We start from the raw sequence: 25,278 nt of genomic DNA on the forward strand, positions 1-25,278 counted from the left end.
CAACGGAAAATTGCGTGGATCAGGAAGAACCGCAGCACGAGAAAATCCGGTTCAGGCGTGACGAGATCACCGACCTGGGGGCTTTCCCGTCCGCTTGCCGCGTGCCGCCGCTCGGCAAGGCACGGATCGGCCGCGGCTTTCGCATCCTTGCCCGGCTGTTTGCCGGCATTGGAGCCCTTGTGCTGCTGGCAGCGGCCGCCGTCTACGTCATCGGCGCCACCGGCATCGGCAACGAACGGCTGCGGTTGGAAGCCGAAACGGCGATCGAGAAACTGGCCGGTTTCGACGTCAAAGTCGCCGTCGGTCCTGCCAGCCTGACACTTGACGGATCGAGCTTCATTGCGCTGCAGGTCAAGGATGTCAGCGTCGAGACGGCCGACGGCAAGCCGATGGCCGATGCCGGGCGCGTCCGCTTCGGCATCCGGCTGATCCCGCTGCTTTCGGGCGAGGTTCGGCTGACCAGCGCCAGGATTTCCGACGCCCATATCGTCACCGCGGCAATGCCGTCGGGTGGTGACTGGACAGCGCGCCTGCGCAATCAAGACGGTCTCATCGATCCGGAAAAACTGGCCGCCGCCGTCTTCAGTGACGTCAATCGTGCACTCGATGCCGTGCGCGAGGATTCGATGCGCCGCATCGATCTCAAAAATGTCGCATTCGAGCTGCCCGAGGCCGGATCGGTCAAGCTGGTCATGATCGCCAACGCGACGGTGCTGCAGTCGGGCCCCGGCAGCGTGGAGTTCTCGTCCGAGGCGGATGTCGATGGCCGCGCGCTCACCGTCACCGCCACCGCCACCCGCGATACGAGCTCGATGCGCGTCACCGCCTTGAACGCCGCCATCGACATGGCGGATGTCGCGGAGACCACGCCGGCGGCCGGCGGGCGAACCGGCGCGATTGCTTTGAAGCTCACCGGATCCGAAGGCTCGGGCGAGACCGATTCGCGGCTGACGGGCTCGCTGTCGCTAACCGGCTCGGTGCTCGACCTCGGCACACGCGGGCTGTTGCCGGCCGATGTCGATGTCGACGCCGCCCTCGTCTCCGGCTCCAACAAGATCGATGTCGGCAGGCTGGTTCTAAAGACCGGGCGCTCGGCGTTCAATTTCGCCGGCTCGATCGGGCCAAAGCCGTCGACCGGCGCGGCCGGCGAGGAGCCTTCCTATCGTTACGACCTGACCAGCGACGGCTCGACGCTGGCGCCTTCGGAATCGCCCGAGCCGGCGCTGAATTTCTTCGCCCGCATCGCCGGCGTCTATCAGGTCAAGAGCCGCAAGCTTGTCGCCGACCAGATCGGTATCAGGTCGGGATCGGGGAGCGAAGTGCTGGGAACCGCTGCGGTTTCCTTCATCGACAACGGACCGCCGGGTATCTCGGTGTCGCTCAACGTCCACGACATGGCGGTCTCGCACGTAAAGCAATTGTGGCCCTGGTTCTCCGCCAAGAACGCGCGGCTGTGGGTGCTGCAGAACCTGTTTGGCGGCCGCGTCGTCGATGCCAGCCTGCAGTTCCAGGTCGTGCCGGGGCGTCTCGGCAACGGCGTGCCGCTTTCGGCCGACGAGGTGTTCGGCCGCTTCCAGGTCGAGGGCTCGCGTTTCGACACCGCCGGCCGCATTCCGCCGATACGCGATGCCGTCGGCGTCGTTTCCTTCCACGGCAACGATGTCGACGTCGCGCTGTCCTCCGGCAGCGTCTACATGCCGAGCGGCCGCACCGTGGCGGCAAGCAATGGCACACTGTCGGTAAAGGCGGCAAACCACCCGCCGGTGATCGGCGCGCTCGACATCGACGTAGCCGGCGAGGCGCCGGCCATCGCCGAACTTGCCTCCTACGAACCGATCAACGCCATGCGCCATGTCGGCATCTTGCCGGACGACCTGTCGGGCACGGTGACCGGCCACGTCAAGGCCGACATTCCGTTGCAATCCGGCGTCGACACGTCGAAGCTCGATTGGCTGGTATCGCTCGACTACAAGGACCTGTCGCTCGCCAAGCCGTTCGAAGGCCAGATGGTGACCGATGCTGACGGCTCGATCGAAGTCGGGCCTGACAAGGCGGTGATCTCTGCCAAGGCGCGGCTGAACGGCATTCCAGCCGAGCTCGATCTGGTTGAGCCGCTCAGGGATGGCGGGCCGCCGCGCAGCCGCAAGGTGGCGCTTGTGCTCGACGAAAAGACGCGCGCCATGGCCATGCCTGGCCTGTCGCCGCTGATTTCCGGCACCATCAAGGTGGCAATCGACAAGAGCGGCGAAGGCGGCAGCCAGAACGTCGACGTCGACCTGACGAGCGCCAGGCTGGACATTCCCTGGGCAGGCTGGAGCAAGGGGCCGGGCATTGCCGCCAATGCCACTTTTACCATGACCAAGTCCGGCGATACCACGACGCTGTCCGACTTCGACCTCGACGGAAAGAGCTTTTCGGTCGAAGGCAATGTCGTCCTGGTCAAGGGCGCGCTGTCGTCGGCCCGCTTCAGCAAAGTCGCCTTGAACCGGGGCGACGATGTCGCCGTGACGGTGAAGCGGTCGGGCAAGGGCTTCGCAGTCGATGTCAGCGGCAACGCGCTCGATGCCCGCTCGCTGATCAAGCAGTTCACCTCCGATGTCGATACCGCCACCAAAACCACCGGCACGGACGCGGTTTCGGTCAGCGCCGACGTCAATTCGCTAACCGGGTTCCATGACGAGGTCCTGTCCAATTTGAAGCTCGACTACAGTGCCGCCGGCTCCAGGGTGAACAGGCTCAAGGTCAGCGCCGCGGCAAGTTCCGGCGCCGCCATCACCATCAGCAATACGGCAGGCAATGGTGCTCGCGCGCTCACCATGAAGTCGGCCGACGCAGGCGCCATATTGCGCTTCCTCAACATCTACGAGCATATGGAAGGCGGATCGATCACGCTGGCGCTCAGCGGCGCAGCCGACGGCCCGATGCGTGGACAGGTCGATTCGAGCAACTTCTTCATCGTCAATGAACCGAAGCTCGCCTCGATCGTCTCGACCACGCCAACCGGCGACAGCCGCAGCCTGAACGAAGCGGTCAAGGGCAAGATCGACACTTCGCGGGTAAAGTTCGAGCGCGGCTTTACCGAGATCGACAAGGGGTCGGGCTATTTGAAATTGGCGAATGGCGTGCTGCGCGGCCCGCGCATCGGCACCACCTTCCAAGGCACGCTCTACGACCAGAACAACAATATGGACATGACCGGAACCTTCATGCCGGCCTATGGCCTCAACCGCATCTTTGGCGAACTGCCGCTGGTCGGCGCGCTGCTCGGCAATGGCCGCGACCGCGGGCTGATCGGCGTCACCTACCGGCTTAAGGGCAACGCCAACAAGCCGGTGCTGGACATCAACCCGCTATCGGTAATCGCGCCGGGCATTTTCCGCTCGATCTTCGAATATCGCTGAGGATCCCAGAAGACGGGTCAGACCGGCCGCACCAGAACGTGTTTTTTCTTGCCCACTGAAAGCTTTGCGACGTTTTCCGGACTCAAATCAAGAGGCGTCACCATCCGCCGGTCGTCCGCCACCGGCTGGTCGTTGAGGCGCACGGCGCCACCCTGTATGTGACGCCTTGCCTCGCCGTTTGACCCGGCAAGGCCCGCGCTGACCAGCAGCGACAGGATGCCGATGCCGGCTTCCAGCGCGGCGTCGTCCACTTCCACGGTCGGCAGCGTTTCGGCCGTCACGCCTTCCTCGAATGTCTTGCGCGCAGTTTCCTCGGCCGCGAGCGCCGCCTCGCGGCCGTGCACGATGGCCGTGGTTTCGGTGGCCAGCACCTTCTTGGCCTCGTTGATCTCCGAGCCGCCAAGGGCGGCCAGCCGCGCGATCTCCGACAGCGGCAGCCGGGTGAAGATCTTCAGGAAGCGCTCGACGTCGGCATCCTCGGTGTTTCGCCAGTACTGCCAGAAATCATAGGGCGAGAAGAGGTCGCCGTTCAGCCACACCGCGCCCTTGGCCGATTTGCCCATCTTGGCGCCCGACGATGTCGTCAGCAGCGGCGTGGTCAGCGCATAAAGCTGCGGCGTGCCCATGCGGTGGCCGAGATCGACGCCGTTGATGATGTTGCCCCACTGGTCCGAACCGCCCATCTGCAGCCGGCAGTCGTGGCGGCGGCTGAGCTCGACGAAATCATAGCCTTGCAGGATCATGTAGTTGAATTCGAGGAAGGACAGCGACTGTTCGCGCTCGAGCCGCAGCCTGACGCTGTCGAAGGTCAGCATCCGGTTGACCGAAAAGTGGCGGCCGACATCGCGCAGGAACTCGACATAGTTGAGCTTCATCAGCCAGTCGGCATTGTTGACCATGATGGCGTCATTGCCAGTGTCGCCGAAGCGCAGGATGCGGCCAAAAATTCGCTTGATGCCTTCGATGTTGGTGGCGATCGCCTCGGGCGTCAAAAGGCTGCGCTGGTCGTCGCGGAAGGACGGGTCGCCGATCATCGAGGTGCCGCCGCCCATCAGCGCGATCGGCCGGTGTCCGGTCTCCTGCATCCAGTAGAGCATGGTCGCCGATATCAGATTGCCGATGTGCAGGCTGGTCGCCGTGGCGTCGTAGCCGACATAGGCGGTCACGGTTTCCTTCGCGAAAAGTTGATCCAGCCCGGTCTCATCCGAAATCTGGTGGATGAAGCCGCGCTCGCTCATGACGCGCAGGAAATCGGACTTGAAGGCGGACATTGTTTCTTCCTGAAAGCGCCGGGTCCGAACGGCCCGGCATGGCCTGAACGCGGGCGTTTAGCATCCAAGCGCGTCAAGCAAAAGTGGTTTCCGATTTTGCGCCGGCATGGACAGCCTATTCTGCACTGCCGCGCATGCTTGCTTCATCCTGTCGGCTGGCGTAATGAGGCGCCGCGCCAACGGGTTCGATCCGCTGGAACGGCACCGCACGGCATCCACCGAATGCCATATCTTGTGACAGAGCCCGACGCGATATGCCGGACGCATTGATATCCATCGTCATTCCCTGCCGCAACGAGGCGGCGAACCTGCCGCTGCTGATCGACGAGATCGAGGCGGCGATGACCGGGCGCGATTTCGAAATCATCGTCGTCAATGACGGTTCGACTGACGACACCGCTTCGGTGCTTGCCGCTGAAGCCGCCAAACGTCCGTTTCCGCTTCGGCAGCTGCGGCACGAAAAATCCGCCGGCCAGTCGCTTTCGGTGCGCTCGGGCGCTTGGGCGGCGCGCGGCTCGATCGTCGCCACCATCGACGGCGACGGCCAGAACGACCCGCAATATATCCCCGTTCTGGTCGATGCGCTGCGTCGGGCAGGGCCCGATTTCGGCGCCGCGCAGGGGCAGCGATTGAAGCGCCGCGACAGCAAGATCAAGCAATTGGCATCGCGTTTCGCCAACTGGCTGCGCGGCGCGATCCTGCATGACGACACCCGCGACACTGGCTGCGGCCTGAAGGCGATCCACACCGATATCCTACGCAAACTGCCCTTCTTCGACGGCACGCATCGTTTCGTTCCGGCCCTGGTCATCCAGGAAGGCTACCGCGTCGTCCATTGCGACGTCGTCGACCGCTCGCGCCGCCACGGCAAGTCGAATTACGGCATCTTCGATCGCGGCCTGCAGGGCGCGCTCGATCTCGCCGGCGTCTGGTGGCTTCGGCGCCGGCGCCGCAGAATGCCAAAGGTAGAGGAAATCACGCATGGCTAACGTGTTTCAGGAATTGGCGACCTGGCTGCACCAGGTTTTCGTCAAGCAGTTCGACGCCTGGGTTCTGCTCGGCTTCGTTGCCCAGTTCTTCTTCACCATGCGCTTCCTGGTGCAGTGGATCGCTTCGGAAAAGGCCAAGCGCAGCGTCGTGCCGATCGCTTTCTGGTTCTTCTCGCTGTTCGGCGGCGGGCTGCTGCTCGTCTACGCCATCCAGCGTGAGGATCCGGTGTTCATCGCCGGCCAGGCCATGGGCATGGTGATCTATGTCAGAAATTTATGGCTCATCGCCAATGAGCGCAAGGCGGCGATGACCAAGGTCGACTGAGCCACCAGTCCCGCCAAATCCAGTCTGTCCGGTGTTGACCAGTCTGTCCGGTGTCGAAATGAGCAGGAACTACATCTTTCTCTTCCTGTTCAGCCTGATGATGACGGCGTCGGGACTGGCCTCTTTGCCGCCGCTCGACCGCGACGAGCCGCGCTTCGTCCAGGCGACCAAGCAGATGACGGAGACCGGCGACTATGTCGACATCCGCTTCCAGGACGCGTCGCGCTACCAAAAGCCGATCGGCATCTACTGGCTGCAATCGGCGGCGGTGACGCTGAGCGGCGAGGGGGCACAGGCGCCGATCTGGATTTACCGGCTGATCTCGGCGCTGGGCATCGCCATCGCCGTCGTCGCAATCGCCTGGACCGGGGCCAATCTGTTCGGCGCCAATGCCGGTCTTGCCGCCGGCCTGGTCATGGCGGCGATTTTCGCCACCGCCTTCGAAGGCCGTGACGCCAAGACCGACGCGATGCTGCTTGCCTGCTGCGTTCTGGCGCAAGGCGCGCTGGCGCAGATTTATCTGGCATCGCGCCGCAACGAGCCTGTCGCCGGCCATCTGCCGTGGATTTTCTGGGCTGCGCAGGGCGCGGCTATCCTCATCAAGGGGCCGATTGCACCGCTGCTGTCGGCGCTGACGGTGCTCACGCTGGTTGCTTTCGAGCGCGACTGGCGCTGGCTGGCGAGGCTGAAAGCCGGGCGTGGGCTGATTCTGGTGCTGTTGATCGTGCTGCCTTGGCTCGCCCTCATCACCTGGAAGAGCAACGGCGCCTTCCTGCAGCAGGCCGTCGGCAAGGATATGCTCGGCAAGGTCGCGCAAGGCGAGGAGTCGCACGGCGTTCCGCCGGGCTTCTACGTGCTGACCTATTGCCTGTTCATGTGGCCGTTCGGCCTTGTGGCGCTCGGCGCCGGACTGCAGGCGCTCAACCGATTGCGCGACGATCCGCGCCTGCGTTTCTGCCTCGCCTGGTACGTTCCGTTCTGGCTCGTCTTCGAATTGATCCCGACGAAACTGCCGCATTATGTGCTGCCGGCCTATCCCGGCATGGCCCTGCTCATCGGCTGGCTTTTGACGCTGACGCCGCAAGAGGCAAATGCGCCGCTCAGGCGCTGGCAGACATGGCTGTGGTGGGCGACCGCATTCGGCACCGTTCTGGTGACAGTCGGTCTCGCCGTGCTTTGCGTCGGTGCGCCGATCTATCTCATGAAGACATTTTTATGGTGGAGCGTTCCGGCCGCCGCGGCAGCATTGGGCGCCGGCTACCTCGCTGTTTCGCGCCAGACGCTGGTGCCGCTGGTCCGCATCGGCGGGGCTGCGGTTTGCGCCGGTATAACCTACGCCCTGCTGTTCGGTGTCATCGTGCCGTCACTGAAACCGATTTGGATGAGTCGGGAAATCGAGGCGGCGGTTCGCGCCGATCGTCCCTGTGAGATGAGCGTGCTCGCCTCCGCGCAATATCACGAACCGAGCCTGGTATTTCTGGTGGGCACAAAGACGGTACTGACCGATGTCGACGGGGTTGCGCAACATCTGCTTGGCGATCCGGCCTGCGCGCTGGGCCTGGCGCCGGTCGGCGATGAAAAACGGCTGGATGACCTGCTGGCAGGGCAAGGCAAGAAGGCCAGCCGCGTCGCCGAGATCGACGGCATCAACTATTCGTCAGGTGATAAATTGTCGCTCGGCCTGTACCGTGTGGCGAACTGATAGCTCTTCAATGATCGCGCCGAGCTCCGCATGTTGATGAAGTCGCCATCGCCGGCGCGTGCCGCTTTGCCTGCCATGCTCCGGCAGTCTGTCGCTAATTTCCGCGACACTTTCGGGATTGTACGGCATCGCCTGGCGACGCGCCCGGCGCGCTACCCGAAAATCCTGTGGTCGGTCTGGGTTGTGGCCTGGCTTTTGCTGACGATCGCGGTGTCGCTCCGTTTCGACCATCTTGGAGGGACCATGGCGAGGCAGTGGGCTTCAGGTTCGACCAATGTCTTCCGCATCGCCGCGTTTTTTACCTTCTTCGGCCTAGGCGGCTGGTATCTTGTCCCGTCGGTACTGGTGCTGATTGCCGCGAATCTGACGGATTGGCGCAGCCTTTCCCGGCGCGCGCGGATGACCTTCTACAACTGGACCTGCTTTGCTTTCATGGTGCTGGGTTCGATCGCACTCTCGGCCATGGTCGTCAACGTGCTGAAATATGGCGTGGGCAGAGCCAGGCCGATGAATTTCGACAAGCTCGGCGATCTGTCGCTGCATCCTTTTTCCTTGGAGGCGCGCTTTGCCAGCTTCCCGTCCGGCCATGCCACGACCATGGGCGTCATTTTCGGCATTGCACTGCTGTTGTTGCCCCAGCGCAGATGGGTGCTGCTGGCTGCAACCTTGTCGGTCGCATCGACCCGGATCTTTATCGGCGCGCACTATCCGAGCGACACTGTCGCCGGCTTCGGCCTTGGCTGTGCTGTTGCCATCGTTTGCGCGATGGTGCTTGGCCGGCTGGGATGTATCTTCCGCTACACGGCGTCGGGGTTGCCGGTGGCAAAAACTACGTTCCGCCTATTCCGTCGGGCTCGCAAACCAAACCAAAACGATGCGCCGAGACAAGACGAATTTCCGCATTGGAGCAGCGCCGGCAAGCAACTGAATTGCTGACGCCTTTGGAACCATCTAAGACCACCCCAGCTAGCTGTCGATGCCACCCCAGCTCCGCACCAGCCGAGCCATGTCAGGCGCGCTGGCGGCTTCCTTCTCCAGCCCTTCGGCGACACCGACGCGGTCGGCGACAGGCCGGTTCTGGCTGACTTTCCACTTGCCGCTGATTTCGGCGATCTCGATCTCAAGCCCGACAATGCCCTTGATTTGCGACTGGATGAAGGTCGGCGGCGCATCGGTCACCGCCCAGGGTGCCTCGCGGGCGCCTTCCTGCGACAGCGTCAGCTCGGTGATCTGCTGTGCGATCCAGGCGGAATCCTCGATCACTCTGACGGTTCCTCGCACCTGGACAATGGCGTAGTTCCAGGTCGGCACGACCTTGCCGGTCTCGCGCTTGGTCTCGTACCAGGACGGCGTCACGTAGGCGTCGGCGCCCTGGAAGACGACCAGCACCGGCGATGTCGGATTGTCGGCCAGCTGACGCCATTGCGGGTTGGCCCTGGCCAGATGGGCGCGCAGCCGGCCATTCGGCCCAACCTCTGCATCAAGCAGGAAAGGAATGGCATTGGCGACCGGGCCATCGGTGCCGTTGGAGATCAGCAACCCCAGCGGATGCGTCCGGATCAGCCCGTGCAGGACGTCCGGCCGCGTTTCCTGGAAATGGGGAGGCTGGTACATGATCGGNCATGATCGGTCATGCCTTCTTGCGCTGGCTGAACCGGCATTGTGCACCGTTCAGCCGAGCCGCGCCACATGTCAGGCTGGCTTCACCGTTTGGATCAGCCGAAATGGCATTGTCGCGCCCATGATGGGCACGACTGTGACGGCATCGGACCGGGAGTTTTTGTTTTGACGCAATTCCGGACGGAAAACCCGTTTGCACTTTTCCTGGAATTGCTCTTAGCGCAGCCGCTTCGGCCGCGGATCGGACAATTCGCCGGCCAGCCGTCGGTCGAGATAGTCGGCGCATTCCTCGAGCAGCAGATCGGCGTCGTTGGCGAAGAAGTGGTTGGCGCCGGGCAAGGTCTTCTGCGTGATTGTGATGCCCTTTTGCGTGTGCAGCTTGTCGACCAGGCCCTGCACATCCTTGGGCGGCGCCACTTTGTCGGCATCGCCATGGATGATCAGACCCGATGACGGGCAGGGCGCCAGGAACGAGAAATCATAGGTGTTGGGCTGCGGCGCGATCGAGATGAAGCCCTCGATCTCGGGCCGGCGCATCAGAAGCTGCATGCCGATCCAGGAGCCGAAGGAATAACCGGCCACCCAGCAGCTCTTGGAATCCGGATGCAGCGACTGCACCCAGTCGAGCGCTGCGGCGGCATCCGACAATTCGCCGGTGCCGTGGTCGAATTCGCCCTGGCTGCGGCCGATGCCGCGGAAGTTGAAGCGAAGCGTGGTGAAATCGCGCTTCTGGAACATGTAGAAGAGGTCATAGACGATCTTGTTGTTCATCGTGCCGCCGAATTGCGGATGCGGATGCAACACGATGGCAATCGGCGCGCTCTTCTCCTTGGAAGGCTGGTAGCGGCCCTCCAGGCGGCCGGCCGGACCGGTGAAAATGACCTCAGGCATGAAATACTCCAAATGGCATACGAATGCGCGGCGCCCGGAACAATTCTTACTCCAGCCCCAGCCCTTCCGGGCCTTGACGCAGGGCAAGCGTCTTCTTAGAAGCTAGTTTAGAATTGTTCAAAACTGGATAGCCAGCCGTGACGGCCCGGCCATCCTCGCCGCAAGCCGCGTAAATAGGACGTCTTGCCTTGCAATTTCAAGGAAATAACGCGCTATCCTTGCGGAAAGGGTCTTGACGGGATCGATTGGGTGAAAATGGCCGCAGCACGCGCCTATCTCGACTACAATGCCAGCGCGCCGCTCATTGCCGAGGCGCGCGAGGCGATGATTGCCGCGCTCGATCTCGTCGCCAATCCGTCGTCGGTGCATGCCGAGGGGCGCGCGGCGCGGCGCTTGATCGACACTGCCCGGCGCGATGTGGCAGCGCTTGTCGGCGCCAAGGCCGAGCATGTCGTCTTCACCTCCGGCGCGACGGAAGCCGCATCGACGCTGCTGACACCGGATTGGCGGATGGGCCGTGGCACGGCGCGCATGAGCCGGCTCTATGTCTGCGAGGCCGACCACCCTTGCCTGTTGAACGGCGGCCGCTTCCCGGCAACACAGGTTTCGCGGATCGGCGTCGACGCCGATGGCATTGCCGACCTCGCTCAGCTGACAGCCGCTCTGGCCGCGCATGACAAGGCCGAAGGCCTGCCGTTGGTCGCGATCCATGCGGCCAACAACGAGACCGGCGTCATCCAGCCGATTGATCGCATCGCCGCGATCGTCAATGCGGCGGGCGGCATTCTGGTGGTCGACGCGGTGCAGGCTGCGGGCCGTGTTCCCATCGATATGTCAGCGGCTTACGCCGACTATTTGATTCTGTCTTCGCACAAGATCGGCGGCCCCAAGGGTGTCGGCGCCGTCGTTGCGGCAGCCGATCTGATGATGCCGAAGCCGCTGATCAATGGCGGCGGCCAGGAAAAGGGCCATCGCGGCGGCACCGAAAACCTGGCGGCCATCGCCGGCTTTGGCGCCGCGGCGCGGCAGGCTTTGGCTGGACTGAAAGACGTCGAAGCGATCGCGCAACGCCGCGGCGAGGTCGAGAAAACACTCAAAACGCTGGTGCCGGACGCAGAAATCTTCGGAACCGGCGCGCCAAGGCTTGCCAATACGACATTCTTCGCTATTCCCGGCATCAAGGCCGAGACGGCGCAGATCGCGTTCGATCTGGCTGGCGTTGCGCTGTCGGCGGGATCGGCCTGTTCGTCGGGCAAGGTCGGGCCGAGCCATGTGCTGAAAGCCATGGGTCATGGCGACAGCCTGGGCGCTTTGCGCGTGTCCATCGGCCACGCAACGAGTGCCGGGGATATCGAACTGTTCCGTGCTGCGCTGGCCGGTATTGCCCAGCGCCGGGCGGGCAGGGAACAAGCCGCCTGAGGCGGCGACAAAGAATTCAGGCCTCGCGGCCTGGTAGAGCCGTGCGTTTGCAAGTGGCCGGGTGAATTCCCGGCCGAGACGCACTATATGGAACTTACGCCGCCTTCGGCGCCTCATGGGCAGCCCTCGGCGATGCCATAGTTTGAAAACTGTCGGGCCTTGACCCCGGCGTGGATGGAGAACGCTTATGCCTGCTGTGCAGGACACGATCGATCGGGTCCGAAAGATCGACGTCGACCAGTACAAATACGGATTCCAGACAGAGATCGCGATGGACAAGGCCCCCAAGGGCCTGAGCGAAGACATTATTCGCTTCATCTCGGCCAAGAAGGATGAACCGTCCTGGATGCTGGAATGGCGTCTGGAAGCCTATCGACGCTGGTTGACCCTGGAAGAGCCGACCTGGGCGCGCGTCCATTATCCGAAGATCGACTTTCAGGACCTCTATTACTACGCGGCGCCCAAGAGCACGCCCGGCCCGACCTCGCTGAGCGACGTCGATCCCGAGCTGTTGAAGGTCTACGAGAAGCTCGGCATTCCGCTGCGGGAACAAGAAATCCTCGCCGGCGTGCAGAAAACCGACGTCTCCGATCTCGAGGAGCCCAGCGACAACGTCTACAAATCGGGCCGTGTCGCCGTCGACGCGGTGTTTGATTCCGTTTCCGTCGTCACCACGTTCAAGAAGGAACTGGCGCAGGCCGGCGTCATCTTCTGCTCGATCTCGGAAGCCATCCGCGAGCATCCGGAGCTGGTGCAGAAATATCTCGGCTCGGTCGTGCCGACATCCGACAATTTCTACGCCACGCTGAATTCGGCTGTCTTCACCGACGGCTCGTTCGTCTTCGTGCCCAAGGGCGTGCGCTGCCCGATGGAGCTGTCGACCTATTTCCGCATGAACGAGAAGAACACCGGCCAGTTCGAGCGCACGCTGATCATCGCCGAGGAGGGGGCTTACGTCTCCTATCTCGAAGGCTGCACGGCGCCGCAGCGCGACGAGAACCAGCTGCATGCCGCCGTCGTCGAACTGGTGGCGCTCGACGATGCCGAGATCAAATATTCGACGGTGCAGAACTGGTACCCCGGCGATGCCGAGGGCAAGGGCGGCATCTACAATTTCGTCACCAAGCGCGGCGACTGCCGCGGCCACCGTTCGAAGATCTCGTGGACGCAGGTCGAGACCGGTTCGGCGATCACCTGGAAATATCCCAGCTGCATCCTGCGCGGCGACGATTCCTCCGGCGAGTTCTATTCGATCGCTGTGTCGAACGGCTACCAGCAGGTCGATAGCGGCACCAAGATGATCCATCTCGGCAAGAACACGTCGAGCCGCATCATCTCCAAGGGCATTGCCGCCGGCTTCTCGCAGAACACCTATCGCGGCCAGGTCTCGGCGCACCGCAAGGCGACCAACGCCCGCAACTTCACCAATTGCGATAGTCTCCTGATCGGCGACCAGTGCGGCGCGCACACCGTGCCCTACATGGAAGCCAAGAACTCGACGGCGCAGTTCGAGCATGAGGCGACGACGTCAAAGATTTCCGAGGACCAGAAGTTCTACGTCATGCAGCGCGGCATCCCGGAAGAGGAGGCGATCGCGCTGATCGTCAACGGCTTCGTCAAGGATGTCATCCAGCAGCTGCCGATGGAGTTCGCGGTCGAAGCGCAGAAGCTTATCGGCATCAGCCTCGAGGGCTCGGTCGGCTGACCGGACAATATATCCAGGAAAGAAAAAATGCTTGAGATCAAGAATCTGCATGCCCGCATCGTCGATGACGGCACCGAGATCATCCGCGGCCTGAACCTGACGGTGAAAAACGGCGAGGTCGCCGCCATCATGGGCCCGAACGGCTCGGGCAAATCGACGCTGTCCTACATCCTCGCCGGCCGCGAGGACTATGAGGTCACCGAAGGCGACATCCTCTATAACGGCCAGTCGATCCTCGAAATGGATCCGGCCGAGCGCGCCACCGCGGGCATCTTCCTCGCCTTCCAGTATCCGATGGAGATACCTGGCGTCGCGACCATGGAATTCCTGAAAGTCGCGATGAACGAGCAGCGCAAGGCGCGCGGCGAGGAGCCGCTGAAGATCCCGGAATTTTTGAAGCGGGTGAAAGAGGCGGCAGCCTCGCTCTCGATGGAGATGGCGATGCTCAAGCGGCCGCTCAATGTCGGCTTTTCCGGCGGCGAGAAGAAGCGGGCCGAGATCCTGCAGATGAAGCTGCTGGAGCCAAAGCTCTGCGTGCTCGACGAGACCGATTCCGGCCTCGACATCGATGCGCTGAAGATCGTCTCGGACGGCGTCAACGCGCTGCGTTCGGCCGACCGTGCCATCATCGTCATCACCCACTACCAGCGCCTGCTCGAGCACATCGTGCCCGATAGCGTGCACGTCCTATACAAGGGCCAGGTGATCAAGTCCGGCGACAAGTCGCTGGCGCTCGATCTCGAAGCCAATGGCTATGCCGGCGTGATCGGCGAAGCCGCGTGAGATGCCAGAAGGCCATTTTATGCTGAAAGGCGGGGCAAAACTGATGAATATGCATACACAACCCCAGCGCACACAGGCCGAAACGGCGTTGATCGACGCTTTCGGCGAGCGGCTGTCGCTGCTGCCGGGCGACGGCGCGGTGATGCTGAAGCGCGACGACGCCATTGAGGCAATCAAGCACGGGCTGCCGACGCGGCGCATCGAATCCTGGCATTACACTGACCTGCGCCGGCTGTTGACTGCGGTGCCGGCGTTCGATCCGACGGCCGCCGCCAAGGGGCTGGCGCCCATCGTCGAAGGTTCCGCCGTGCTGGCGGTTCTGAACGGCGTCTCGAGTGCGAAATTCCCCGCGATCGAGGGCGTGATGATTCAGCGCCTGTCGGAAAAGCTGACCGATGGCTCGATTGCGCCCGGCCTCGACCCCTATGGCAGCGATGACGCCATCGGCGCGCTGAACACTGCTTTCGTCGCCGACGGCTATTTCGTCGACATCGCCGATGGCGCAGCACTGGAAAAGCCGATCGAATTGCAGAACCTGCAAGCCGGCGGCCAGACCCATGTGCGCTTTCCCGTGCGTGTCGGCGCCGGCGCCAAGGCTGCGATCGTCGAGCGTCAGGCGGGCGAGGGCGCGGCTCTGGCCAGCTCCGTCAGCCAGCTGGTGTTGGGCGAGGGCGCCGAGGTGACCTGGCTGATCATCCAGGAACAGCCGGAAACGGCCACCCATCTGGCGCAGTTCAAGGCGCATCTCGGCAAGAATTCGAAGCTGACGCTGTTCTTCATGAATGCCGGCGGCAAGCTTGTGCGCCAGGAGATCGTGGTGAAGACCACGGGCGAAGGCGCCGATTTCAAATTGCGCGGCATCAACCTTCTGGCCGGCGACACCCACACCGACGTGACCATGGTGCTCGACCATGCCGTGCCGCATACGACATCGACGGAAGTGATCCGCAATGTCGTGACCGGCAAGGCGCGCGGCGTCTTCCAGGGCCGCATCAACGTCCACCAATACGCGCAGAAGACCAACGCCAAGATGGCCTGCAACACGCTGCTTTTGTCGGATGATGGCGAGTTCTCGACCAAGCCGGAGCTGGAAATCTTCGCCGACGACGTCATCTGCGGCCACGGCGCGACCGTTACCGAGATCGACCACAACCATCTGTTCTACCTGATGGCTCGCGGCATCGACGAGAAGAGCGCCCGCGGCTTGCTGGTGAAGGCGTTCGTGGCCGAAGTAATCGAGGAACTGGACGACGAAACCATCGTCGAGGCCCTGGAAACAAGGCTGGACGACTGGTTCGTGGCGCACGGGTAAGCGCCTCTTTCCCTTCTCCCCTTGTGGGGTCCGAAGGACGGGCGAGGCAAGTGACTCGCCCCGGGCGGTGGCCGAGCGAAGCTCGGTCGGATGAGGGGTGCGTGACGAAGTGAGGCGGTGCCTCAAGAGAGCTTGTAATGGACCAGAAGATCGAAACAACCCCATACGACGTCGAGGCGATCCGCCGCGACTTCCCGATCCTGTCGCGCGAAGTCTACGGCAAACCGCTGGTCTATCTCGACAATGGCGCCTCGGCGCAGAAGCCGCAGGTGGTGCTGGATACGATCCAGCACGCCTATTCCCAGGAATACGCCAACGTCCATCGCGGCCTGCATTTCCTGTCCAATGCCGCAACCGACGCCTATGAGAAGGCGCGCGAGACGGTGCGCCGTTTCCTCAATGCGCCAAGCACCGACAACATCGTCTTCACCTCCAACACGACAGCCGCCATCAACACCGTGGCTTACGGCTATGGCATGCCCAATATCGGCGCGGGCGACGAGATCGTGCTGTCGATCATGGAGCACCACTCCAACATCGTGCCGTGGCATTTCATCCGGGAGCGGCAGGGCGCCAAGCTGGTCTGGGTGCCGGTCGACGATCTCGGCATCTTCCACATCGAGGAATTCGAAAAGCGGCTGACCGACAAGACCAAGCTCGTCGCCATCACGCATATGTCGAACGCGCTGGGCACGGTAACCCCGATCAAGGAGATCGTGCGCATCGCGCATTCGCGTGGAATTCCCGTACTTGTCGACGGCAGCCAGAGCGCCGTGCACATGCCGATCGACGTCCAGGACCTCGATTGCGATTTCTTCGTCTTCACCGGCCACAAGGTCTACGGGCCCTCCGGCATCGGCGTGCTCTACGGCAAGAAGGACATTCTGCAGGGCATGCGCCCCTTCATGGGCGGCGGCGAAATGATCGAGGAGGTGACTGAAGACATCGTCACCTACAACGAGCCGCCGCACCGCTTCGAGGCCGGCACGCCGCCGATCGTCCAGGCGATCGGGCTGGGTGCAGCATTGGAATACATGGAAAAGATCGGCCGCGAGCGCATCGCCGCGCACGAGGCCGACCTCAAGACCTACGCGCACGAGCGGCTGCGCGCCATCAACTCGCTGCGCATCTTCGGCGACGCGCCGGACAAGGGCGCCATCATTTCCTTCGAATTGCAGGGCATTCATGCCCATGACGTGTCGATGGTGATAGACAGGCAAGGTGTTGCCGTCCGCGCGGGCACCCATTGCGCCCAGCCGCTGTTGAAACGCTTTGGCGTAACCTCCACATGCAGGGCATCGTTCGGCATGTATAATACCAGGGCCGAAGTCGACGCTTTGGCCGATGCGCTGGAAAAAGCGCGCAAGTTCTTCGGGTGACAGGTTCTTTGGATGACGACCATGGATGATGCGAGCCACACCACCGCGCCGGAAGCAGCCATCAATCCGCTGGTTTCCGCCTCGGCCATTCCCGCCGACGAGCTGGCGCGGCTGACCGACGACATCGTCTCGGCGCTGAAGACCGTCTATGACCCGGAAATCCCGGCCGACATCTATGAGCTCGGCCTCATCTACAAGATCGACATCGAGGACAACCGCGCGGTCAAGATCGACATGACGCTGACCGCGCCCGGCTGTCCGGTGGCCGGCGAAATGCCCGGCTGGGTGGAAAACGCCGTCGGCGCCGTCGAAGGCGTCTCCGGCGTCGAGGTCAACATGACCTTCGACCCGCCCTGGTCGCCCGACCGCATGTCGGAAGAGGCGCAGGTGGCGGTGGGCTGGTACTAGGTTGACTGAGGTTGGTGCACTTGCACCAGTGGTAAAACTTCACCATTTTAGGTGAGGAATCATTCGGCAGGCCTTGAACCTGCATGGAATGGAAGAGGAAAAAGAATGGGACGCTTCGCCGTCATCACGATGACCGAAAAGGCAGCCGACCGGGTGCGCGAGATCGTCGCCACGCGCGACAATGCGCATGGCATTCGCCTCGGCATCAAGAAGGGCGGCTGCGCCGGCATGGAATACACGGTCGACCTGGTGACCGAGCCCAACACCAAGGACGACCATATCGAACGCGACGGCGCGCATGTCTATGTCGCGCCCGAGGCTGCCCTTTTCCTGTTCGGCACCGAGATGGATTTCGAGCAGACCACGCTGCGCACCGGCTTCACCTTCCACAACCCGAACCAGAGTTCGGCCTGCGGCTGCGGCGAATCCGTCGAACTGAAGCCCGCCGACCTGAAGGCGCTGGCTGAGGCGCGCGCTTCGGCCTGATCTTCCTTATCCCCGTTCACGGGGAGGTGAGGAATGGTCCGCGCAGCGGGCGAAAAGCCAATTGCTTGGCTTTTCGAATGACGAACGGCCCGAAGGGCCGGGTGAGGGGCAGTGCTAACCATCGCAAGTCGCGCTCCGAGCCCTCACTTTACCCACATCTTCGTCCGCTTGTGCCAGTCGGCGATCGATTCCTCGGGATAGACGTCGAACGCCTTGTCCTTTTTGCCGATCACCGGCTCGACCCAACTCGCCTTGTATTTCAACATCAGATGCACCTTCTCCGGCGGCTTCGGCAGCTCGCTGTCGATTGCCGAGGCGAAGGGGTGGACCAGGTCCGGCCATGTCGGATCGTAGAGCCAGAGCGCCGAACCGCACTTCTTGCAGAAATTGCGCTCGCCCGTCGAAATCTCACACTTTGGATGCTCGTCGTCCGCGATCTCGGCCTGGTAGACGCCGAGATTGCGCTTGCCCTTGATTTTCAGCGTCTTGTAATCGGCGCCGAGATTGATGGCGAAGCCGCCGCCGCCCTGCTGCTTGCGGCAGATCGAGCAGTAGCACAGCATGAACGGCACCGGCGTGTTGCTCTCCACCTCGAAATGGACGGCATCGCAGCGGCAGGATCCCTTGAGCAGCAGCGGCATGACAAAACTCCGACGGATGGCTCTCAACTTGCCAGCATGGTTTTTGATTGCAGCCGTGGCAAGCCCGGTGACATGATTGCGGCATGGACAATGAACGCATCGAAGAACTGTTCGAAGGCCTCGGCCCGGTCAGTATCCGAAAACTGTTCGGCGGCAAGGGTATCTATTTCGACGGCGTCATCGTTGCCATCGTGCTGCGCGGCGAATTGCTGCTCAAGGCTGACGAGCAAAGCGCGCCCGACTTCGAAGCCGCCGGCTGCAAGCAATGGACCTATACCGGCACCCGCCACGGCAAGCTGGTCGCGATGCCGTACTGGAGCATTCCCGACAGCGCGTTTGATGATCCTGATGAGATGAGGGTGTGGGCGCGCCGGGCGTATGAGGCGGGACGCCGGGCTGGGAAGTGAACCGGGACCGCCGCGTTTCTTCCCACCCCCCTCTGTCCTGCCGGACATCTCCCCCGCAAGGGGGGAGATCAGTTGTCACATTGGCCTTCGCCAATCACCAACGTTGAAAATGGGAGCCTGCGGCTAAGCTGTTAATCTCCCTCTTTGCGGGGGAGATGGCCGGCAGGCCAGAGGGGGGTGCTGTCCCGCCGACGTAGGCGATCCTACAGCGCCGTCGCAATCCTCGCCGCCAGCCGCGCATTGTTCTCGACCAGCGCGATGTTGGTCTTCAAGCTCCGGCCGCCGGTCAGTTCGAGGATTTTGCCCAGCAGGAACGGCGTCACCGCCTTACCGGTCACGTTCTGCACTTCCGCCGCCTTCTGCGCGGCCTCGATATAGCCGGCCATCTCGTCGGCCGGGATTTCATCGTCCTGCGGCACCGGGTTGGCGATCAGCATGCCGCCGACCAGGCCAAGTGCCGCCCTGGTCTTGTAGAAATGCGCGATCTCTTCCGGTCTGTGCAGGGTCAGCGGCGCGCGGAACGGCGAATGCCGCGACCAGAAGGCCGGCATCGTCTCGCAGCCATGGCCAATCACCGGCACGCCGCGCGTCTCCAGCACTTCCAGCGTCTTTTCGATGTCGAGGATCGCCTTGGCGCCGGCCGAGACGACGATGACCGGCGTGCGCGCCAACTCGTCGAGATCGGCCGAGATGTCGAAGCTCTTTTCCGCGCCCTTGTGAACGCCGCCAATGCCGCCGGTGGCGAACACCTTTATCCCGACCATGTCAGCGGCGATCATGGTGGCGGCGACCGTGGTGCCGCCGGTGCGGCCTTGCGCCACCGCAAAGCCGAGATCGGCGCGCGACAGCTTCATGGCGTCGCCGGTCATGGCCAGCGACTCGCGCTCGCCGTCGGAAAGCCCGATCTTGATGCGGCCGGCGACCACGGCGATCGTCGCTGGCACCGCGCCATTGTCCAGGATTATCTTTTCGACATTGGCGGCCATGGCGCCATTGTCGGGGTAAGGCATGCCATGGGTGATGATGGTGCTTTCCAGCGCCACGACGGGGCGGCCAGCGGCGAGCGCCTCGGCCACGGGCGCGTGGAGGTCGATGAAGGGGCGGGCGCTTTGCGGTGTCATGATGGTCTCCGATCCGGAGATCCGCGCGTCCGCTTGGACGTCGCGCTCCGGCAATGGCAATTGGCCGCCCTCATGCCATTTCCTGCGCGTCGGGCACAAGAGCCAGTGCCTCGGTGAAGGTCGCGGCGGTGAAGGCCGGCACGGCATCCGAACTTTCGATGGCGAGCGTCGCCGCGGCAACGCCTTCGCGGAGGGCTTGGCGCAATGCCAGGCCGCGCAGCAGGGCAGCGATGGTGGCGCCGGCCAGCGCGTCGCCGGCGCCGGTGACGTCGGCGACTTTTCTCGGCGCCGGCGGCAGGATAGAGAAGGCGCCGGCTTCGTCGAATCCCAGCACCGGGCCGTCGCCCGCCGTCACCACGCCACTGGTGAGGCCGCTGCAGCGCAGTCCGTCGACGGTCTCGCGCTCGGTGGCATTGGCATCGACGCCGGCCAGCGCCATGGCCTCGCGCCGGTTCATGAAGACCTGCGCGAGTTCCTTCAGCACCGGTATCAGCCGCACCACCTTGGCCGGCGAAATGGCGATGGCGAACACCGGCTTGCCGGCGGCGAGCCCCACCAGCCGCTCCAGCGCCGTTGATGGCAGATTGGCGTCGCAGAGCACCGCATCGGCCTCGGCGACCAACTCGCGCACCTTGGAGCGGCGGATCTGCTTGGGGAACGCCAAATCGTAGAGCGCCATATCGGCAAAGCCGGTGATCAGCTCGCCGTCGCGATCGATCAGCGCCGTGTAGCTCGGCGTCGTGCGGTCGAGGAAAACCGCCGACAGGTCGGCAATGCCGGAGTCGGCGATGGCGCGCGCAACCGTCTCGGCCGAGGCATCGCCGCCGCGCACCGACAAAAGCGAGGCCGAGACGCCGCGCCGCACCAGGCTGCGCAGCGCGTTGAATACGCCGCCGCCGACATCCTCGCGCATCGTGCCGGGGTTGGACGCCGCGGGCACGTACGTGCCCGACACCTGGCCGCGGCGATCGATATGGGCGCCGCCCACCGCCAGTATCTTTGCTGATTTCACCATGCCGGCGATATGACCTTTGTTATTCGAGCCGCACAAGCGCTACGCTGTGCGGCGGAGCTTCGCAGGCAAGCCGGCGATTCGGCCGATCGAAACAGCCGGCGCGTCTGGCCCAATGGTGGATACATCCGGAAACGAAACCATGAGACAAAAAAAGAACAAATCCGGATAAAGATTGCTTTTCAGATATTTGACCCCTCTTGCCAAACGAGAACAAAAGTAGTACAAAATGGGCAGGGATTACGGATTGTCCGGCCTTCATTGACGACCAAGGGGTGATGTATCATGGCTCAGAATTCTTTGCGGCTTGTAGAGGACAAAGCGGTGGACAAATCAAAGGCTCTGGACGCGGCGCTGTCGCAAATCGAGCGCGCCTTCGGCAAGGGCTCGATCATGCGGCTTGGCGCCAACGAGCAGGTCGTCGAGATCGAAACCGTGCCGACCGGATCGCTGGGCCTCGACATCGCGCTTGGCGTCGGCGGCCTGCCGCGCGGCCGCATTGTCGAGATCTACGGGCCGGAAAGCTCGGGCAAGACGACACTGGCGCTGCACACAGTTGCCGAAGCCCAGAAGAAAGGCGGTATCTGCGCCTTCGTCGATGCCGAGCACGCACTCGATCCGGTCTATGCCCGCAAGCTCGGCGTCGATCTGGAAAACCTCTTGATCTCGCAGCCGGACACCGGCGAGCAGGCGCTGGAAATCTGCGACACGCTGGTGCGTTCCGGCGCCATCGACGTTCTGGTCGTCGATTCGGTGGCCGCCCTGACGCCGCGCGCTGAAATCGAGGGCGAGATGGGCGATTCGCTGCCCGGTCTCCAGGCGCGTCTGATGAGCCAGGCGCTGCGCAAGCTGACTGCCTCGATCTCGCGCTCCAACACCATGGTCATCTTCATCAACCAGATCCGCATGAAGATCGGCGTCATGTTCGGTTCGCCGGAAACCACGACCGGCGGCAACGCGCTGAAATTCTACGCTTCGGTGCGCCTCGACATCCGCCGCATCGGCTCGGTCAAGGACCGCGACGAGGTCGTCGGCAACCAGACCCGCGTCAAAGTGGTCAAGAACAAGCTGGCGCCGCCCTTCAAGGTGGTCGAGTTCGACATCATGTATGGCGAGGGCGTCTCCAAGACCGGCGAACTGGTCGATCTCGGCGTCAAGGCCGGCGTGGTCGAGAAGTCCGGCGCCTGGTTCTCCTACAATTCGCAGCGTCTCGGCCAAGGTCGCGAAAACGCCAAACTGTTCCTGCGCGACAATCCCGACACGGCGCGTGAGATCGAACTTGCGCTGCGGCAGAATGCCGGGCTGATCGCCGAGAAGTTTCTTGAAAATGGCGGCCCCGAGCGCGGCGAAAGCGACGACGGCTTCGAGGAAGAATCCGGCGCCATGTAGGGCACGGCCAGAGTTCGGCCATAAATCCAGTCTATTATCCGATGCTTAAGTAACCGAGTTCTTTAGTATTGCGTTTCAAACCGCCGGCCTTCGCGCCGGCGGTTTTCGTTTTTGGGCAGCGTGAAGCCGGCTTGGCAGTTGCCGGATTGGCCCAATTCCGTGTTTCTGGACAGGGTGGGGCGTGCCCGCTAAAAGGCCAAGTCAATCTTCTAAAAAGCAGAGACCAGTGTCCGCCGGCCGTGCCGGCGGTTTTCGCGAAAAGGCAGCACTCATGAGTGGCGTGAACGAGATCCGGTCGACATTCCTCGACTATTTCCGCAAGGAGGGCCACGAGGTCGTGGCCTCGAGCCCGCTGGTGCCGCGCAACGACCCGACGCTGATGTTCACCAATGCCGGCATGGTGCAGTTCAAGAACGTCTTCACCGGCCTGGAGAAGCGGTCCTATTCGCGCGCCACCACTGCGCAGAAAAGCGTGCGCGCCGGCGGCAAGCACAACGACCTCGACAATGTCGGCTACACCGCGCGCCATCTGACCTTCTTCGAAATGCTCGGCAATTTCTCCTTCGGCGACTATTTCAAGGAGCGCGCCATCGAACTGGCCTGGAACCTGATCACCAAGGAGTTCGGGCTGAACAAGGACAAGCTGCTGGTCACCGTCTATCACACCGATGACGAGGCGGCCGGCTTCTGGAAGAAGATCGCCGGTTTCTCCGATGACCGCATCATCCGCATCCCGACCTCCGACAATTTCTGGGCTATGGGCGACACCGGACCGTGCGGGCCGTGCTCGGAAATCTTCATCGACCGTGGCGAGCACATCTGGGGCGGCCCTCCCGGCAGCCCGGAGGAGGACGGCGACCGCTTCCTTGAATTCTGGAACCTGGTGTTCATGCAATATGAGCAGGTCACCAAGGATGAGCGCATCGACCTGCCGCGGCCGTCGATCGACACCGGCATGGGCCTGGAGCGCATGGCCTCCATCCTGCAAGGGGTGGAGAGCGTCTTCGAGACCGACCTGTTCCGCCACCTGATCGATGCGGCCTCGTCAGCGCTCGGGCAGGGACCCGACAAGGAGACGGTCGCCTCCTTCCGCGTCATTGCCGACCATCTGCGCTCGTCCTCTTTCCTGGTGGCCGATGGCGTGCTGCCGTCGAACGAAGGCCGCGGCTATGTGCTGCGCCGCATCATGCGCCGCGCCATGCGCCATGCGCAGTTGCTCGGCGCCAAGGAGCCGTTGATGTGGAAGCTGGTGCCGGCGCTGGTGCGCGAGATGGGCCAGGCCTATCCCGAACTGCTGCGCGGCGAACAGCTGATTACCGAGACGCTGAAGCTCGAGGAGACACGCTTCCGCAAGACGCTGCTGCGTGGCCTCGGCCTGCTCTCGGAGGCCACGGAGACGCTGCACGCCGGTGACATGCTGGACGGCGAGACCGCCTTCAAGCTCTACGACACTTATGGCTTCCCGCTTGATCTGACGCAGGACGCGCTGCGCCAGCGCAGCATCTCAGTCGACCTTGCCGGCTTCACCCATGCGATGGAGCAGCAGAAGGCCGAAGCGCGCAAGCATTGGGCTGGCTCCGGCGACGCGGCCACCGAGACCATCTGGTTTTCTGTACGCGAGAAGGCCGGCGCCACCNCGCCACCGAATTCCTCGGCTACGAGACCGAACAGGCGGAAGGCCTCATCCAGGCCCTGGTCAAGGACGGCAAGACAGTCGATAGCGCCGGCAAGGGCGACGCGGTGGCGGTGGTCGTCAACCAGACGCCGTTCTATGGCGAGTCGGGCGGCCAGATGGGCGACACCGGCATCATCTCCGGCGAAGGTTTCTCGATCGAGGTTTCCGACACGCAGAAAAAGGCCGACGGCCTGTTCGTGCATCTGGGCAAGGTGACGAACGGCACGGTCAAGCCAGGTGCAGCCGTCGAGCTGAAGGTTGACCATGCGCGCCGCACCCGGCTGCGTGCCAACCATTCGGCAACGCATCTGATCCATGAGGCGCTGCGCGAGGTGCTGGGCACCCATGTCGCGCAGAAAGGTTCGCTGGTCGCGCCCGAGCGCCTGCGCTTCGACATCTCGCACAACAAGCCGATCTCGGCCGAAGATCTCGAAGAGGTCGAGCGCATGGCCAACGAAATCGTCGTCCAGAACAGCCCGGTGACGACGCGGCTGATGTCGGTCGACGACGCCATCGCTGAAGGCGCCATGGCGCTGTTCGGCGAAAAATACGGCGACGAGGTGCGTGTCGTCTCGATGGGCACCGGCGTGCATGGCGCCAAGGCCAATAGACCCTATTCCATCGAACTTTGTGGCGGCACCCATGTCCGGGCGACCGGCGATATCGGCCTGGTCCGTGTCGTCTCCGACAGCGCAGTCGCCGCCGGCGTGCGCCGCATCGAGGCGCTGACCGGCGAAGCCGCACGAAAATATCTCGACGAGCAGGACAGACGCCTGAAGGCGACGGCGGCTGTGCTGAAGATCTCGCCGGCCGACGTGCCGGCGCGTGTCGAGACGCTGCTCGAGGAGCGCAAGAAGCTCGAGAAGGAGCTGAGCGAAGCGCGCAAGAAACTCGCGCTGGGCGGTGGTGCCGCGGCCGATGCTCCGGCCACCACCGAAACCGTCGCCGGTANCGGTATCGGCTTCCTCGGCAAAGCGGTTTCCGGCGTGTCGCCGAAGGATTTGAAGCCGCTGGCCGATGCCGGCAAGACTTCGCTCGGCTCAGGCGTCGTCGTCTTCGTCGGTGCGGGCGAAGACAACAAGGCAAGCGTCGTGGTCGCAGTGACGGACGATCTCGTCGGCCGCTTCAGCGCTGTCGATCTTGTGCGCGTTGCCTCGGCCGCATTGGGCGGGCAGGGCGGTGGCGGACGGCCCGACATGGCGCAAGCCGGCGGCCCGGACGCCTCGAAGGCCAATGATGCGATCGCCGCGGTGAGGGCGGCGCTGGAGGCAGCCTGAAAGCCACCCTATGCCTTATCTGGTTTTGTGTGCGGCTTTCCGGCCTTCGCCGCCGTGCTTGCCAT

Annotated in this window: 20 protein-coding genes and 1 pseudogene; 15 read left to right on the forward strand and 6 right to left on the reverse strand. The window is 63.2% G+C overall.

The genetic code is table 11. The annotated features are described in order from the left end of the window. Window positions 1-14: 14 nt before the first annotated feature. Window positions 15-3,401, forward strand: a complete 3,387-nt coding sequence (locus X733_RS144635; protein ID WP_023819421.1) for a DUF3971 domain-containing protein — start codon at window positions 15-17, stop codon at window positions 3,399-3,401. A gap of 17 nt (window positions 3,402-3,418) precedes the next feature. On the opposite strand, the gene tyrS is transcribed toward X733_RS144635, so the two are convergent. Beyond that, a complete protein-coding gene (gene tyrS, locus X733_RS144630; RefSeq protein WP_023819422.1) occupies window positions 3,419-4,672 on the reverse strand; it encodes a tyrosine--tRNA ligase in 1,254 nt (417 codons plus the stop codon). A gap of 254 nt (window positions 4,673-4,926) precedes the next feature. On the opposite strand from tyrS, the gene X733_RS144625 reads away from it, so the two are divergent. The 4 genes from X733_RS144625 to X733_RS144610 all read left to right on the forward strand — a co-directional run bounded on the left by X733_RS144625 (window position 4,927) and on the right by X733_RS144610 (window position 8,624). Further along, window positions 4,927-5,661 carry a glycosyltransferase family 2 protein gene (locus X733_RS144625; RefSeq protein ID WP_023739402.1) on the forward strand — a complete coding sequence of 245 codons (735 nt, stop codon included), beginning with the start codon at window positions 4,927-4,929 and terminating at the stop codon, window positions 5,659-5,661. Next, window positions 5,654-5,986: a lipid-A-disaccharide synthase N-terminal domain-containing protein gene (locus X733_RS144620; protein ID WP_023669132.1), complete on the forward strand. Its 333-nt coding sequence runs from the start codon at window positions 5,654-5,656 to the stop codon at window positions 5,984-5,986. Before X733_RS144625 ends, X733_RS144620 begins: the two co-directional genes overlap by 8 nt. 58 nt (window positions 5,987-6,044) lie before the next feature. After that, window positions 6,045-7,688, forward strand: coding sequence for a glycosyltransferase family 39 protein (locus X733_RS144615; protein WP_023819423.1), 1,644 nt, complete (start codon window positions 6,045-6,047; stop codon window positions 7,686-7,688). 195 nt (window positions 7,689-7,883) lie between these two features. Next, on the forward strand, window positions 7,884-8,624 hold the full coding sequence (locus X733_RS144610) for a phosphatase PAP2 family protein (RefSeq protein WP_245274478.1): 741 nt from the start codon (window positions 7,884-7,886) through the stop codon (window positions 8,622-8,624). A gap of 30 nt (window positions 8,625-8,654) precedes the next feature. Here the strand turns inward: X733_RS144610 and X733_RS144605 are convergent, their stop codons facing one another. Together X733_RS144605 and X733_RS144600 are read right to left on the reverse strand one after the other, a co-directional pair. Then, complete coding sequence (locus X733_RS144605) at window positions 8,655-9,302, reverse strand: FMN-binding negative transcriptional regulator (RefSeq protein WP_023690215.1); 648 nt, start codon at window positions 9,300-9,302, stop codon at window positions 8,655-8,657. A 222-nt stretch (window positions 9,303-9,524) separates the two neighbouring features. Next, window positions 9,525-10,199 carry an alpha/beta hydrolase gene (locus X733_RS144600; protein WP_023669128.1) on the reverse strand — a complete coding sequence of 225 codons (675 nt, stop codon included), beginning with the start codon at window positions 10,197-10,199 and terminating at the stop codon, window positions 9,525-9,527. A gap of 255 nt (window positions 10,200-10,454) precedes the next feature. Here X733_RS144600 and X733_RS144595 point away from each other — a divergent pair, with 255 nt between their 5' ends. The 7 genes from X733_RS144595 to sufA all read left to right on the forward strand — a co-directional run bounded on the left by X733_RS144595 (window position 10,455) and on the right by sufA (window position 17,691). Then, window positions 10,455-11,618, forward strand: coding sequence for a cysteine desulfurase family protein (locus X733_RS144595; RefSeq protein WP_023819425.1), 1,164 nt, complete (start codon window positions 10,455-10,457; stop codon window positions 11,616-11,618). A 187-nt stretch (window positions 11,619-11,805) separates the two neighbouring features. After that, window positions 11,806-13,323 carry a Fe-S cluster assembly protein SufB gene (sufB, locus tag X733_RS144590; RefSeq protein ID WP_023706434.1) on the forward strand — a complete coding sequence of 506 codons (1,518 nt, stop codon included), beginning with the start codon at window positions 11,806-11,808 and terminating at the stop codon, window positions 13,321-13,323. Between the two features lie 27 nt (window positions 13,324-13,350). After that, window positions 13,351-14,106 carry a Fe-S cluster assembly ATPase SufC gene (gene sufC, locus X733_RS144585; RefSeq protein WP_023711504.1) on the forward strand — a complete coding sequence of 252 codons (756 nt, stop codon included), beginning with the start codon at window positions 13,351-13,353 and terminating at the stop codon, window positions 14,104-14,106. Between the two features lie 43 nt (window positions 14,107-14,149). After that, entirely contained in the window at window positions 14,150-15,418 is a 1,269-nt protein-coding gene (gene sufD / locus X733_RS144580) for a Fe-S cluster assembly protein SufD (protein WP_023819426.1), read from the forward strand. 137 nt (window positions 15,419-15,555) lie between these two features. Then, window positions 15,556-16,797 carry a cysteine desulfurase gene (locus tag X733_RS144575; protein WP_023819427.1) on the forward strand — a complete coding sequence of 414 codons (1,242 nt, stop codon included), beginning with the start codon at window positions 15,556-15,558 and terminating at the stop codon, window positions 16,795-16,797. Window positions 16,798-16,818: 21 nt separating this feature from the next. Next, entirely contained in the window at window positions 16,819-17,205 is a 387-nt protein-coding gene (locus X733_RS144570) for an SUF system Fe-S cluster assembly protein (RefSeq protein ID WP_023709315.1), read from the forward strand. A 105-nt stretch (window positions 17,206-17,310) separates the two neighbouring features. Then, complete coding sequence (gene sufA / locus X733_RS144565) at window positions 17,311-17,691, forward strand: Fe-S cluster assembly scaffold SufA (RefSeq protein WP_013532156.1); 381 nt, start codon at window positions 17,311-17,313, stop codon at window positions 17,689-17,691. Window positions 17,692-17,834: 143 nt separating this feature from the next. Here sufA and X733_RS144560 read toward each other — a convergent pair whose 3' ends face one another. Next, on the reverse strand, window positions 17,835-18,332 hold the full coding sequence (locus X733_RS144560) for a GFA family protein (protein WP_023706439.1): 498 nt from the start codon (window positions 18,330-18,332) through the stop codon (window positions 17,835-17,837). A gap of 83 nt (window positions 18,333-18,415) precedes the next feature. Here X733_RS144560 and X733_RS144555 point away from each other — a divergent pair, with 83 nt between their 5' ends. Next, window positions 18,416-18,739 (forward strand): TfoX/Sxy family protein, encoded by a 324-nt coding sequence (locus tag X733_RS144555; RefSeq protein ID WP_023819428.1) that lies wholly within the window; start codon window positions 18,416-18,418, stop codon window positions 18,737-18,739. Between the two features lie 203 nt (window positions 18,740-18,942). Here X733_RS144555 and X733_RS144550 read toward each other — a convergent pair whose 3' ends face one another. Both X733_RS144550 and X733_RS144545 read right to left on the reverse strand, forming a co-directional pair. Beyond that, window positions 18,943-19,860, reverse strand: coding sequence for a pseudouridine-5'-phosphate glycosidase (locus tag X733_RS144550; RefSeq protein ID WP_023748562.1), 918 nt, complete (start codon window positions 19,858-19,860; stop codon window positions 18,943-18,945). A gap of 70 nt (window positions 19,861-19,930) precedes the next feature. Further along, entirely contained in the window at window positions 19,931-20,875 is a 945-nt protein-coding gene (locus X733_RS144545) for a carbohydrate kinase family protein (RefSeq protein ID WP_023819429.1), read from the reverse strand. Between the two features lie 282 nt (window positions 20,876-21,157). Here X733_RS144545 and recA point away from each other — a divergent pair, with 282 nt between their 5' ends. Next, window positions 21,158-22,261 carry a recombinase RecA gene (gene recA, locus X733_RS144540; protein WP_023669117.1) on the forward strand — a complete coding sequence of 368 codons (1,104 nt, stop codon included), beginning with the start codon at window positions 21,158-21,160 and terminating at the stop codon, window positions 22,259-22,261. A 271-nt stretch (window positions 22,262-22,532) separates the two neighbouring features. Further along, window positions 22,533-25,213: pseudogene (alaS, locus tag X733_RS01000000166465) on the forward strand (alanine--tRNA ligase). Window positions 25,214-25,278: the final 65 nt, after the last annotated feature.

Origin of the sequence: Mesorhizobium sp. L2C066B000 (assembly GCF_000502335.1) — a bacterium.
In the GTDB taxonomy this organism is placed as follows: domain Bacteria; phylum Pseudomonadota; class Alphaproteobacteria; order Rhizobiales; family Rhizobiaceae; genus Mesorhizobium.